This window comes from Peribacillus sp. NJ11, from assembly GCF_030348405.1.
In the GTDB taxonomy this organism is placed as follows: domain Bacteria; phylum Bacillota; class Bacilli; order Bacillales; family DSM-1321; genus Peribacillus.
Window position 1 is genome coordinate 4,144,641 of record NZ_JAUCFO010000001.1, and the last position, 12,323, is coordinate 4,156,963.

Consider the following 12,323-nt stretch of genomic DNA (forward strand, 5'->3'; position numbering starts at 1 on the left):
ATTTAGGGGTTTTGAACGCTAATATAGTCTATGATTTCCCGCATTTTTTGTGACCACATTTGTGCCACGAAAAATAAAATATTAAGGTCTTATGGATTGTATCAATATCTTTCCATTTAATAAATTATTCATCTAACCACTCCGCTGCAAAAAAAGCGGAGTGGTTTTTATTTAATACTCATTTTTTTCGTTACAAATTTATAGATACATTCATATCCTACATAACAGTAACAATAAGGAACAAAGAAACGACACATGATAACAATCCCTTTGATAAGTTATTAAGAGTGTCGTTGCTAACTAAAAGAGATGTGAATGGTCTCTTTTCATAAACCGCCTCAATTTTTTAAATAACACCGATATAACATCTGCTAGAAATCCTTTTATAAACAAAAAGCCGAGGAATTAATCCTCGACTCTGTTATTGAACTTATTGTTTTACAACTTTAGTAGTTGCCTTTGAACTAGTATTCCCTGCCTTATCCTTTGCGGTTATAGAAAGTGTAGTCCCTTTTTTCTGTGCTTTAATCTTGACTGAGTAGCTCCCCTTAGAAGTCGCTTTTGCTGAACCGAGGGTTTTACTTCCTACCTTCACTGTTACAGTTGAATTTGCTTCAGCTTTCCCAGTAACAACTTTATCATTGTCATCTACTTTCTTTACTGTTGGCTTGCTTGGTGCGACAACATCTACTACAGTTACCGATGCACTTGAACTCACATTCCCTGCACTATCTTTAGCTGTGATTGTCAATTTAGTGCCTGCTTTTTGAACTGCTATTTTAACAGAGAATGTTCCTTTAGATGTTGCTTTTGCAGAACCTATCACTTTACTTCCACTTTTAACAGTAACCGTAGAACTAGCTTCTGCCTTTCCCGTTATTACTTTGTCATTGTTATCAACCTTATTAACAGATGGCTTAGATGGTTTAACATCGTCTACAAATGCTGTTGCCGTAGCGTAAATGTCATATTCTGTATTATCGTCAATATATTCGTTATCTTGGTCTATAACACCCACATAGTATGTGCCTTTTTTAGCTTGATACGCTTGTACTTCAACACCGTTATCATATTCACTACCTAGATATACTAAGTTACTATTTTTAACGAAATCTTTTTGCACAGCAGCAAATACTAGATCAATAACATATGAGTCTGTTAATCCTGCCACTAATAAAACTCCACTACTAGGAACAACTACTTTATGAAAATCAACATCATTTAAAGGAAGCAATTGCCCGATTGTTCCTTTTTCATAAGATGCACTATCAGCTGAATCAAAGTCGTCATTGTACTCAGTTTCAAAAATATAATCGCTACTGGCAGAACTACTCATTCTACCCATTTTGTTAAAACCTTTAACTGAATGTGATTGAGAACCAAATACTTCTTTTTCAAGTTGATTAAACGTTTTAGAATCAATAACACCTTTTTCAAGTGGTTTTTCCACCTGACGTTCAATAGCATTTCTTGCCAATCCGTTCTCGTTTCCTTCTGCCTTAACAGAAACTACAGACAATGATGAAGCAAATAGACCTACAGCAACCAATGACAAAATACCTTTATTACGCACGATTACTCCTCCTGAATTCGTTATAAAGAACCACTCACTTCACCTATACTAATACATAAGTACCTGAATTACCATATGTTTCTTTATATATATTTTGACAAAAATAAACATGGCAAGGTCTCCCCACCCCTTCTCCTGGCCCGAAGAAGTCGAACTGAAAATCAACCAGGCGTCAGTTTCCTGCTACCTTTAGGGGTTTCCTGAAGTTCGTCGAATATGGTGATCAATTCCAGAAATCATAAAAACCATTCACATGTGCCATGAACAATTCGAAGAGAACAGTGATGAACTGAATAATTCAAAATGGACTTGTTATCTTAGAAACAAGCGAAAGAAACTTCATATATTCAGTATGTCTTTCACTTATGGATCACAATTAGGGCAAAAAAAAGTCTGAGCATTGTGCCCAGACTCCTATCCAGAAATTATTTTTGGTATGTTGGTTTTTTAATTGCTATCAAAACCCAAAAAACCATGATTATTGGAATGAAAAATAAATTAAAATTAGTTCTTTCATCAACGATAATTGAAAAAACATCGTTAATAATTAAACTAATCAAGCTTACTAAAATGCATAAAAGCAAAGAATGTATCGTTAATTTCAGCATTTTCACTCTCGAAAAGTCAGGTATGTCAAACATTGTGTATCCCCTTAGCTTCGGATATTTCACCAGTATCCTAGTGCTTTACCCGCCTTTTACTTTAGGTTTCTTTTTACCCCATTTGGGACAAGCAGAATAAGCTCCTAATTTATACAAGTCTTGAACATATAAAGTAGTAACAGTCATCCCAACACTAGCTCCAAATAAAAGTTTTAAAGCCTTTTCGAATCCTGAAGGCGGTGCAGCAAGTCTACCAATAAGTGACGCTGTGACTCGAAACGTGACTCTAGAGTCACACTATACCTAAATCCAGAATATGGAGGTCTTTGTGACTGCCTAGTCTTTTCTACTATTATATAAAGTTATCTCGTTTGTCGAGGTCCACCACCCGGATCAGCACTATGTTTGTAATATCTTAAATGACTGGTGGTCTCAAGCTATAATTAATTCTATTTAAATTTTAATAATGGTCTACTGGTGCACCTAGGTTATCCATGTCTTGTGAAATATTTAGAATGATTAAATATCTCCACTCGTTTTTAAGTTTTCCTAAGTCCACAACCTGATGAACCTCTACTTCATCATTTTCATACTCTTTACTAGTCTCGCAAATTTCATATAAACTTTCTACTAATTCGGTATTATCCCAATTCCTAACGTCTAACTGTACGAATGTTTAGCTTTTTTTTATTTTCATTTTCTTCACGCCTAGTTTTTGAAGGATAAGGGATATTGATTACTCCTATTTGATTTAGTTTTGTTAATTACAACTCTATGGCTTTTTGTTGATGTATCCTTAGTGCTAATATTAGAATCACAACTCTTAGCATAATGAACCTGAACTTGATTAGAGACTTTGTCCTAAGTTGTCCACTTATCATCAAAGTTTGCAATCTTATCTACTCTTAATCTTTTTACATCTACATCACTACCATATTAAGTAGCCTTCCTAGCGAATATATTAGCTAGGAACATTAAAATGAACTTGGAAAAGTATCCAAGTTCATTTTTCCCTTGACATTTTTTTTACTACAAGCACCCTTTTGTTAAACACTATGTTAAAGTTCTTGGTTGATTTTGAATAAATCATAATCAGTTGTTGTATCCATTTTTTTGCTAAAGCTGACCCGTTAGTCGAATAAGGAATAACTATTTATATGAAGTTTCTGAAACTTCATATAAAGCATCCATTTTTCGAATAAGAAAATGTGATTACTTTTGATTCTCAATTGCTCTCGTAACAATTCGGAATACAAAGTAAGACATACCACTAAGTCCAATAATCCCTACGAAAGTTAGGAGAGGGATTTGTTCTGAAAATAACATACCTACAACAAATAATATAAAGCATAATATTATACCGACAATAATTAAGACGTCCTTATTTTCCAACGATTCCCCCCCTTTATTTTCACCTCTTGTTTCACTAATCTACTTACGTTAGTTTAAGTAGAAATCTTCACATTCTCATAAACATTTAAACATAAATATCCATTTTAGTTTTTTATTTTGACTATTTTCTAAATCAACCTTTGCCTTTAACATAGCCTGGTTAAATACGAAGGGTTCATAGTTGGGTTTCTCTACCTGAACTTTTCAGGTTCTTCTACATAAAACTCGATAAACCCACAGCAAGGACATACATAACAGGGGCTAATGTTGCTCATAGTATTAGCATTAGGTTTTTTACCTGTTTTGTAAATTCTAATTGGAAAACTATCTAGATTAGCATTCACCATAACTGTTTTACATTTAGAGCAAATATTCTCCAAAATTGCACCCCTTAATAGATGATTTCTTAATATTGGTAATGTATGTTGTATGTTATTCCATATTCTTCTTTTTATTTTAACATAAAAATCCAAATATCCTTTAAAAACACTTTTTAGACTCACATTAAGAGCAACCTGTCATCCATATTATCTATTAAAAATAAACCGTTACATTTAACATAACCTTTCCATTTAGCTCAACTTCGTTCCTCGATGAACATTTAAACACATCAAATCTTTAGGATGATTAAATCTCACTCTAGTAAAATTTTATTATATAATTATACTAATAAAATAATTCAACATATGGAGGGTACAATCATGGACATAAATGAAAGACTAGCATTAGAGTCATTGTTATCTCCTGAATTAATCAGCAAACTGAAAAGCTTATCAGATAATACAGACATGCCTATCCCTGAATTATTAGAAATATCTGTATCGTCTCTCCTAGAAAAGATGAGCAATCCTGCCGAACTAAATATTGGACTTAATAATAAGGAAATGATTTTAAGAAATAAAATCATCATTAATCAAAATAAAGAAGAATTAAATAAATAGATACAAAAAAGCACTTTACCATTTAGGTTAAGTGCTTTTTTTGATTGATGAGTTCCTTGAGTTGAATATTTTTACATTTCAAGAACATTGAAATGTAAAAATATTCATTTTCTTTGGTTTCAAAATCAATTTAAGATTAACCTCACTACATGGCCAATCCATTATTCTACTAACAATATTCCGTCGGCAATTGGGCGTTCACCTGCTGCATCGGATGGTCTTGTGACTCGATCATCCCCAACTGTCATGGTGGTCGATCCGCCGCCATCAAGATTGATGGCATCGACGGCTCCTAATGACTTCATGATTTTCGCACTTTCTTCAAAATTAGCCCCCACACTCCAGCCAGGTGCGCGTCCATCGATGGTGACAAATAATAGATTGCCATTTTCCTTGATTCCTGCAAGCGTTCTAGGATTACGACGTTCCCCAAAACGATAATAAAACCCAGGATCTTCTTCCCAGTGAAAGCCTTCCTCTACGGCATTAATGGAAATTTTTCCGTTTTCCAATAATCGAGGACCTCCATTAATCATGTTGGTGGTTTGGTCTAATTCCATTAGCTTTCCATCCCCAACGATTTCACTCTTCACCTGAATCTTCATCCCTTGTTGGGCGTGGTCACGAAGCCACACTGCTGCTTCCCCCGTTCCTGCAAAAACAGAACCGCTGCTTGGAATGTCTCCCCCACGCTGGTTACGAATTTCCACTACTTTTCCGGCATGATTTACTACCACTTCCACACCGTTACCCGATTCTGTCTTTTCTCCAAATACGGAAGTATATTGGATAAGTTCACTTTCATCCTTACAAGTAAAATCATGTTTCGGCCGTTCTGTAGTGGTGTCCCCTCCAACACCGCCACAATTACGGATTAATCCTGGCTTCCGGTTTAATCCATCCACTTCTCTAACCGCACCATCAGATGAAGTGGCCTGAATTGACGTGGAAACAGAAGCAATGTCTGCCTTCTTTTCAACAGAAGATAAAATCAGAGCTGAACGGCCATTAATCGCTTCACTGACAAGCTGTCCATTACTGGCAAATATACCGGCAAGATCGCCTGGTGTTCCATCCTTTTCTCCTACAACAAAGTAACCGGCATTAACTCCAGCAATGCCATCATTTCTGTCAGCCATTTGGGTCAATGTTTCTTTCCCTGTCACAGCATCATTTGCTAATTCAGGCATCAATTGCCCTTGAAAACGATCCTGATCCACTTCAAGGACGTTTACTACCCATGGTCCTGTTGTTTTCTCTCCGTCCTCACCCGTATACACATTCCGGTGACCCGTATATCCCTTTTCCGATAACTTTTTTCTCATTTCGGTTGCATCCGCTTCCAGCTGATATTGCCCGACGCGAACTATGTATCCAAGTGGATCTTTTTCGCGATCATCCATGGCCCGATTCTGTTCTCTAATGATACGAGCATTTTTGAAACCATCCTTCTTTAAATTTGCCAACAAGCTTTTTGCCTGTTCATGTGTTTCTACAAATGCCACATCCACTGTGAAAAAGTCTTTTGAAGATGTTTCACCACGATTGATTTTGGTATACGTAACTCCTGGTGCTGGATTCATTGAAGTTCTTTGCTCATGCAAATTAGGCGTTCCCAGCGGAAGTACATGATTTTTGATTTGCACTTGTGATTGAACAGTCGAATTTGCTTGAACTAGAGTTTCCGGAATGGTATTTACGACCATCACAGAAGCTAAACTAATAGAAGCGATAGGCAAAATTGCCTTATTCCATAAATTCTTCATTTTTTCCCTCCAATAAAGTTATGTCATCCTTTAACTTTATTGTTTAAATATTATGGAAATTCAAAAGAACTATTATATTTCAGTCAATTTTTAGTGAATAAAAATGAGTATAAATACTCGATAAATATTACTATTCACATTTGTAAAGGACAGAATTTTGGATACTTTCTCTTTGTACATAGTAAATCAACCTTTACTTTTAACAAAGCCTTCATCTTGCTTTGCTACTTGATCAGTGGATATTATAAAATGGGATTATCAATTTGGAGGTGAAATTTATGGAGACAGTAAAAAAGAACGTGTTGTTGATACCAACCATTTTGTCGGTTATCAATGTGATCTGCCTTGCTTCATTCCTCATTGGACTTAGTTCTATGAACTATCCAATTTCAAGTATCTTAACTGATTTTGGCTTGTTATGCCCATTGATCGCAACCTTATCATTCTTCTATTTAGTAATTAAAGTCAAAGGAATAAAGCATTCCGCATTAAAGTACTTTCATATCGTAAATGCGGTTACATTTCTTGTCCCGATATGTATTCTTACTTTTCTTATACTTCGATTCTTAAACGATTGGGATATTTACTTTTAAAAACTGCTATTATAAAAATCCTTTTTCATTCATACAAAAAAATTCCTCATTTTTAGGGCTTTTTGCTAAGCTAATTGCTTCAAGCATTATATTTCTATTCCATTTCATATATCATCCAAATAATTTTGCAAAGGAATTTTCACCGGCGATCCCGTCTGCAGGTATTCCAGTGGCCCTTTGAAATGCCTTGAACGCTATTTCCGTTCCACTTCCAAAGATACCATCTATGCCGTGCGGATTATGTCCTTCCATATAAAGTGCAGCTTGAAGGATATAGGTGATATTCCCTTTCGCCCCTTCCCTAACAATGGGTGAAGCCGCTTTTGTTTGGGGTCTCCATATTCCATCAACATTAATCTTTGCACCATATTGTTTATTCAATTCGGTTTGAAAACCCTTGATCAGCGCTTTTTTAGTATCAGGCCCATAATAACCATCCACATCTATTTTGGCATTGTAACGGCTATTTTATGTCCTTTGAATGGACTTGATAGTCTGATTGCCGCTGTCCTTTGCAGGCGTATCTTTTACAATGACATCGGATTCGACTTGTGTTGCTGGAGTGGTTCCATTCACTTTTGATATTAGTCTAGGCTTTGTTCCCGCTTTTAACTGAGAATAAGTTAGTCCACCCGTCATATCCAAGTGCGGATAATCTTTAAAGCTTGACCAATCCCCTCCCCATGCAAAGCCCAAAGATTTACCAATAGCCGCTACCCGTTTCCATTTTGAATCAACTGTCCATATGCCATTCTTTCCATCATCGCTGACTATGAAATAATCGCGTTGGTCACTCTCGGTTTCGATAAATCACTATAGTTTTTACCATCGTAGTTATAACCTAGGCGACCTTGACCATATAGCTTTGCTTGCTCTTCCATAGACCGATATAACCTGCGCTGATTTGCACGAAGATACCTTCTTGGTATGCTCGTTTAACCATTTCCAATGCTGATTCTTTTACGACTGGATGAATACCGCTGCCCATATTCTTTTCCGAACGATCCAATAAAGTTTCTAATTTAACTGTCAATTTAATCACCTCCTAATATGTTATTGTACTTATTAGGAAATGCTTGTACACCTACCTTGACGTTACAAAAAAAGTGCCCTTTTATGTTGACCTAGTATGGGTTCATCATTCATATAATTCTGGTAAAATAACAAAAGCACAACCCTTAATGGATTGTGCTTTTGTTCTATTATAAAGGCTTATTTTGATCTTCTTTATCTTTACCAATAACTCTTATCAACTCATCCAGCTTTTCATTTCTTTCTTGATCTAATCTTGTCTTTGCATTGATGAATTTAATTATCTTAATTATGAAATACACACTTAATACAATAAGTCCCAGATAAAACAATATAGGTATGATTGCAAAAAGCCCTATTAAACTGCTGGCTTGGTCCATAAATAATTCCTCCCAAATGTAAAATATAGTATTATTATACAGGAAAAACAAAAGATGTTTCGTCCGATATCAATTTATTATTTAAATTGCGCAATATGATAATTATTTTGCGCTAAATACTGAAGCTAGCAAAATTTTTAATAGCTCCAATTAGTCATCAGAAAATTGCTTAAAGATGTGGTAAAACAATATTGAAGAATCTGAGCAGAAAAAGGGAGAAGTTTAAGTTACCCATTATAAAAACCCTTATTTTATCTATTCAAATATACATAAAATAGGGGTTATATATTTTTTGTTGCGTTTCTAACATGATTATAAAATAGATAAATTAAACAACACATAATCAGTCAATACTCTTCTAAATCCCTCCTAATCTCTGCTCTCTACAATATGTTTTCTAAAAAGAGTTTACACTCTAGAACAGATTAGACTTTCAAAAGGCTAATTATCAAGGACAGGTTGCTGTTAACTTATTATGGGTAGCTTCTATTTTTTACGCAAAATAATTATTAAAATCACGTAATATAAATAATAAATTGACAGCTTCCAATCCAAAAATCATCCAGCTCCCAGTACAATTCACCAATCCATAACCAGCTTTCCATTATTTCCATTCATTTTCTTCCATATTTTTGCCTTCCAATCCTTTCCATCATATAATGGAGCTATTAAAGCTGAAGGGGGAATGTAAATGAACGATGGTAGAGATCCATTCGTTTCTTCACTCGCTTCTCATTTAAACATGAGGCTCACTCGTTTAGCAGATGAAAGGGGTATCCCACTGGAAAGATTGTTGGATAAATCCGTCGAATTGTTACTAGAATATATGGAAGACAATGAATTGATCAATGACCATGTTAAGTTAAACAATGTGGAAGCCATTAATAAAAATAATGAAATCATTCAGCAAAGCAGGCAAATCCTTAAGAAAGATTAACCGATGAACACTTAGCCATCATCTTTAAGTGTTTTTTCATCTTTATGGATCGTATAAATCAGGCTCACATCTATCGCCGCTATCTGTGTGTCCAAATAAAGAAGGCAGCCACTAGGACTGCCCTGTAGAACAACTGCCTTACAGTTGCTTCATTCTTTTAGTGATTAATAAAAACGGTGCTTGTTTTTTTGCATTTTTTACATTTACAGCGCTTTCCAGGAAACCATATTGTACTGGGGTCATTGTTCTCAAAACATTTTTCTACATAACAACAATTTATCTCCATCCTAACACCCTCCTTACTATTGTATATGCATGGACTAATCGAAGGTGTGGACAAGTTGCTAAAAGTTTAGAAGTGAATGCGATTTATTTCATTTTCCATGTTTCTGGACAATTTCCAATGTATGTGGAAGCAAACTGAAATCCCCCCAAGTTTTATGGCCTGGAATAACGATTTTCGTATCATTATATACATACATTAAATTCTTCATCGTATTTGGCCATGCTTCCATGTTGGCTCCATCAATGATCCCGGAATTTTTTTGTTCCAGCGCGAAAATCATATCACCAAATAATAAGTTATACTTTGGAAGCCATATTGTCATGTTATCAGAAGTATGGGCTTCTCCCGGGAAGTATGTTTCGATTTTCATATTTCCAACTTTTAAAGTTGATGCCATTGAATCCAGGGAAGGATCGGGCATAGGATAGTTGAACTCTTTTGCCAATCTTGCAGTTTCAGGAGTACTTATTGTTTTTATTTTTTGATCCAATAATGTCTGTATACCCCCAATTCTATCGTATTTGTGGTGCGTAATTATAGCCAGCTTTACAGGTTTTTTGAATTCCTTTTTAATCATATCCAATAATTGCTTTGCCAGCGTATCGTCCCATGTTGCATCGACTAAGACGATTCCTTTTGAAGTATTAAGAACCAAACCATTCGCACCAATCTTATTACCACTGATTTCCGTATAGGTTGTATGAACCCATACATCTTTTTTTATTCTAGTTAAAACCACTGTTCCATCTTCACTGGTTATAACCGTTTGTTTTGATTTGGATTCATGAGCTGAAACCGGTGTCGAAATGTTTAAGAGTAAAAAACAAACACTTGCTAAAACGATTAAAAATCCTTTTTTTAACTTTTTCATATAATTCTTCCTTTCGCTACTATATTTATAGAATTATATACACTTCCAAATTTTAGTTCAAATATATATGACGTTTTATTAATCGCAAAACAACAGCTCCTCTGATTGACGGAGGAGCTGTTGCGAATATGCTTTTAGGCTTGTGCTTCATGGATTTTCTGTTTTTTTTGCCGGTTTCCAAAATTGTTCGATTTCCTCGAGTTTATAATAATCATCTAGTTTTGATTCATTTTATTTTTTATCCCCCTGCTCTATTTTCAATGTTCTTAACTCCCAACGACTATCGTCAATTTTATACTCTATGTTTTGATGATGGCGGGGGCTAATTGATCCTTCTTTGTGTATGCTATCGTTCGTACTTGTCATACTTATATTGTTTCAACACCTCATTATGGTTGTATCTTCTTGGATTAAGCATTTCAAAGAGAATCACCTTTTCAAAAAAGGCAATGTAGTTTTCTATGAGTACCCTTATACAGATTCCATTATAGGCTCTTGGTTTTAACATATATTTTTCGATTAATAAAATTTAATTGACGTCCTATTTTTGGCCCCCTTGATCATCTGGCAAGTTTTCTTCTCTTCCAGCAATCCGCTGTGCATAATTGTTTCGTTTGCCTAAGTCGAGAGACCCTTCGACACTTGTTATACGATTCTTTTCGTCCGTTTTATATACATGACCACCAGGGAATGTATATTCAATATTCGGTTTTAAAACTTTCTTCATTCGCTCTCTTGTATAATGCTTTCCATACTCCACTTTTGTAATTTCAATCTATCCTCTTGCTAGCACTACTTTGCCTGTACCCTTACCACCTTCACTCTTCACCGCAAACTTCTGTAAGATAAATTTTTGTCAAACAGTATAAATAAGCAAGTGTTATCTATACTCTCTTAGTACCAAACTATTTATTCGGCACTAGGTAGCCCCCAAAAAAAAAGAAACCTTGAAAGGTATTTAGCCAATCAAGGGGTTAAAAAAGCATTTCAAGGTTTCATTATATAAATTTAGTTTAGATATTCAGCTTCCCTTTTATCTTGTTTTTCTACAGGGCTAAGTTCCGAGATATCCTCATATCCATAATTCATTTTCATTTTTCCTGTGTTATCTAAAATGAAAGTTAGGTTAGTCCATAGTTCCTGTTCTTGCTCCTTAAATTCTTCGTGCAATCTCGAAAAACAATTATACAATTCATTATCAAGCCCCTCAAACTCTTCCTCATCAACATTAAATAAATCAGTTATATCTAAACTATATACTGGTTCCCCTCCAGTTTCAGGGTAATAGTAGAAAAAAACTTTTTTATAACCTTCTCTATACTCAGCGTATAAAAAGATTTGTTTCCAATCCTCTGGAATTATATTTACTAATGTATTCGCAATTTGTTGATATGTCTGCTCCATTATTTTGGTTTCCATCTCACTTACCTCCTAAATAATTAGTTAATCTATCTGAATATTTTTTACCATCTATTGCATAGTTGATTTTAAACTCACTCGGTCTAGCTGAATGCGCCTCATATATTGGTTTTACTTTAATAGTTACTTCTTTACCCTCTAATAAAGCCTTCTTCCATGTATTTTCTAGAGTCTTATATTCACTCCTATTTAAAGTAGCATTCATAGGTACTAAGTTATCAATTTCACCAGAACCTTTAAAGACACTTGCTATTAAATGTCCACCATCATCGTTTGATAGTCTATCGTCTCCTCCAACCTTTCTTTGGGCTATGGATTTCGTTTTGCTTTACCCAATTCTAATTTAGCTTCAGCAATCGCAATACGCCCATTATCATCAGTGGTATATTTATATCCTTCTTTTGTTGTATACTCTACATTTGGTTTTAAGGTCTCTCTTTGTTAATTGTAAATTTTCTGTTTCAAATTTTGAAATCCTACCTAAATTATCTGTTTTATGGTACATATTCATATCAACAATGAAAAGACCTT

General features: G+C 34.8%; 14 protein-coding genes. 3 read left to right on the top strand and 11 right to left on the bottom strand.

Annotation, left to right across the window (positions count from 1 at the left end):
- Positions 1–430: 430 nt before the first annotated feature.
- Positions 431–1,573 carry an Ig-like domain-containing protein gene (locus QUF86_RS20345; protein WP_289335425.1) on the bottom strand — a complete coding sequence of 381 codons (1,143 nt, stop codon included), beginning with the start codon at positions 1,571–1,573 and terminating at the stop codon, positions 431–433.
- A gap of 1,814 nt (positions 1,574–3,387) precedes the next feature.
- Positions 3,388–3,567 (bottom strand): hypothetical protein, encoded by a 180-nt coding sequence (locus tag QUF86_RS20350; RefSeq protein WP_289316525.1) that lies wholly within the window; start codon positions 3,565–3,567, stop codon positions 3,388–3,390.
- A gap of 701 nt (positions 3,568–4,268) precedes the next feature.
- On the opposite strand from QUF86_RS20350, the gene QUF86_RS20355 reads away from it, so the two are divergent.
- On the top strand, positions 4,269–4,508 hold the full coding sequence (locus QUF86_RS20355) for a hypothetical protein (RefSeq protein WP_289316526.1): 240 nt from the start codon (positions 4,269–4,271) through the stop codon (positions 4,506–4,508).
- A gap of 161 nt (positions 4,509–4,669) precedes the next feature.
- Here QUF86_RS20355 and QUF86_RS20360 read toward each other — a convergent pair whose 3' ends face one another.
- Positions 4,670–6,274, bottom strand: coding sequence for a phosphodiester glycosidase family protein (locus tag QUF86_RS20360; protein ID WP_289335426.1), 1,605 nt, complete (start codon positions 6,272–6,274; stop codon positions 4,670–4,672).
- Positions 6,275–6,552: 278 nt separating this feature from the next.
- On the opposite strand from QUF86_RS20360, the gene QUF86_RS20365 reads away from it, so the two are divergent.
- Positions 6,553–6,867 carry a hypothetical protein gene (locus tag QUF86_RS20365; protein WP_289335427.1) on the top strand — a complete coding sequence of 105 codons (315 nt, stop codon included), beginning with the start codon at positions 6,553–6,555 and terminating at the stop codon, positions 6,865–6,867.
- A gap of 111 nt (positions 6,868–6,978) precedes the next feature.
- On the opposite strand, the gene QUF86_RS20370 is transcribed toward QUF86_RS20365, so the two are convergent.
- The 4 genes from QUF86_RS20370 to QUF86_RS20385 all read right to left on the bottom strand — a co-directional run bounded on the left by QUF86_RS20370 (position 6,979) and on the right by QUF86_RS20385 (position 8,279).
- Positions 6,979–7,248 (bottom strand): peptidoglycan-binding domain-containing protein, encoded by a 270-nt coding sequence (locus tag QUF86_RS20370; RefSeq protein WP_289335428.1) that lies wholly within the window; start codon positions 7,246–7,248, stop codon positions 6,979–6,981.
- A gap of 87 nt (positions 7,249–7,335) precedes the next feature.
- Positions 7,336–7,563, bottom strand: a complete 228-nt coding sequence (locus QUF86_RS20375) for a M15 family metallopeptidase (protein WP_289335429.1) — start codon at positions 7,561–7,563, stop codon at positions 7,336–7,338.
- Positions 7,564–7,708: 145 nt separating this feature from the next.
- Positions 7,709–7,900 carry a M15 family metallopeptidase domain-containing protein gene (locus QUF86_RS20380; protein ID WP_289335430.1) on the bottom strand — a complete coding sequence of 64 codons (192 nt, stop codon included), beginning with the start codon at positions 7,898–7,900 and terminating at the stop codon, positions 7,709–7,711.
- Positions 7,901–8,069: 169 nt separating this feature from the next.
- Complete coding sequence (locus tag QUF86_RS20385) at positions 8,070–8,279, bottom strand: hypothetical protein (RefSeq protein ID WP_289316530.1); 210 nt, start codon at positions 8,277–8,279, stop codon at positions 8,070–8,072.
- A 691-nt stretch (positions 8,280–8,970) separates the two neighbouring features.
- Here QUF86_RS20385 and QUF86_RS20390 point away from each other — a divergent pair.
- Positions 8,971–9,216, top strand: coding sequence for a hypothetical protein (locus tag QUF86_RS20390; protein WP_289316531.1), 246 nt, complete (start codon positions 8,971–8,973; stop codon positions 9,214–9,216).
- A gap of 374 nt (positions 9,217–9,590) precedes the next feature.
- Here QUF86_RS20390 and bla read toward each other — a convergent pair whose 3' ends face one another.
- The 4 genes from bla to QUF86_RS20410 all read right to left on the bottom strand — a co-directional run bounded on the left by bla (position 9,591) and on the right by QUF86_RS20410 (position 12,105).
- Positions 9,591–10,373 (bottom strand): subclass B1 metallo-beta-lactamase, encoded by a 783-nt coding sequence (gene bla / locus QUF86_RS20395; RefSeq protein ID WP_289335431.1) that lies wholly within the window; start codon positions 10,371–10,373, stop codon positions 9,591–9,593.
- A 541-nt stretch (positions 10,374–10,914) separates the two neighbouring features.
- Positions 10,915–11,100 (bottom strand): DNA/RNA non-specific endonuclease, encoded by a 186-nt coding sequence (locus tag QUF86_RS20400; protein WP_289335432.1) that lies wholly within the window; start codon positions 11,098–11,100, stop codon positions 10,915–10,917.
- 281 nt (positions 11,101–11,381) lie between these two features.
- Positions 11,382–11,792 carry an immunity protein YezG family protein gene (locus QUF86_RS20405; protein ID WP_289335433.1) on the bottom strand — a complete coding sequence of 137 codons (411 nt, stop codon included), beginning with the start codon at positions 11,790–11,792 and terminating at the stop codon, positions 11,382–11,384.
- Between the two features lies 1 nt (position 11,793).
- Complete coding sequence (locus QUF86_RS20410; RefSeq protein ID WP_289318388.1) at positions 11,794–12,105, bottom strand: DNA/RNA non-specific endonuclease; 312 nt, start codon at positions 12,103–12,105, stop codon at positions 11,794–11,796.
- Between the last annotated feature and the right edge of the window lie 218 nt (positions 12,106–12,323).

Excerpts from the sequence above, each read along its gene's own strand:
- QUF86_RS20365 (WP_289335427.1), top strand. The coding sequence starts at position 6,553 with ATGGAGACAGTAAAAAAGAACGTGTTGTTGATACCAACCATTTTGTCG.
- QUF86_RS20390 (WP_289316531.1), top strand. The coding sequence starts at position 8,971 with ATGAACGATGGTAGAGATCCATTCGTTTCTTCACTCGCTTCTCATTTA.
- QUF86_RS20405 (WP_289335433.1), bottom strand. The coding sequence starts at position 11,792 with ATGGAAACCAAAATAATGGAGCAGACATATCAACAAATTGCGAATACA.
- QUF86_RS20355 (WP_289316526.1), top strand. The coding sequence starts at position 4,269 with ATGGACATAAATGAAAGACTAGCATTAGAGTCATTGTTATCTCCTGAA.
- QUF86_RS20360 (WP_289335426.1), bottom strand. The coding sequence starts at position 6,274 with ATGAAGAATTTATGGAATAAGGCAATTTTGCCTATCGCTTCTATTAGT.
- bla (WP_289335431.1), bottom strand. The coding sequence starts at position 10,373 with ATGAAAAAGTTAAAAAAAGGATTTTTAATCGTTTTAGCAAGTGTTTGT.
- QUF86_RS20400 (WP_289335432.1), bottom strand. The coding sequence starts at position 11,100 with ATGAAGAAAGTTTTAAAACCGAATATTGAATATACATTCCCTGGTGGT.
- QUF86_RS20385 (WP_289316530.1), bottom strand. The coding sequence starts at position 8,279 with ATGGACCAAGCCAGCAGTTTAATAGGGCTTTTTGCAATCATACCTATA.